We start from the raw sequence: 358 nt of genomic DNA, 5'->3' as shown, positions 1-358 counted from the left end.
CAGAAATCATGTGATTTAGTTGAGTCGAGAAAGCAGACACCTGTCACTATTACATATCCCAAAAATTTGCCCGTCTCACAACAGGTTGACGAGATTAAGGATGCTCTTCAAATCGCTCAGGTGGTCGTTGTCGCTGGTGAAACAGGTTCCGGTAAAACGACTCAGCTTCCGAAAATTTGTTTGGAGTTAGGCTTAGCTAATCGTGGATTAATTGGACATACCCAACCGCGTCGTTTGGCCGCCAGAACCGTTGCTAATCGAATTAGTGATGAGCTCTATACAGAATTGGGTCACGCGGTTGGCTATCAGGTTAGATTTACTGATCAGTCCTCGGACCAGACCTTAGTCAAGGTCATGA

The 358-nt window shown here is 45.5% G+C and carries 1 protein-coding gene; it reads left to right on the top strand.

The window, feature by feature from the left end; genetic code table 11:
* Nucleotides 1-358, top strand: a 358-nt coding sequence (locus tag A3762_RS27270; RefSeq protein WP_197469087.1) for a hypothetical protein, incomplete at both ends; no start/stop codon positions are given.

Source organism: Oleiphilus sp. HI0125, from assembly GCF_001635355.1.
This window is presented reverse-complemented; position numbering and strand designations above follow the sequence as displayed.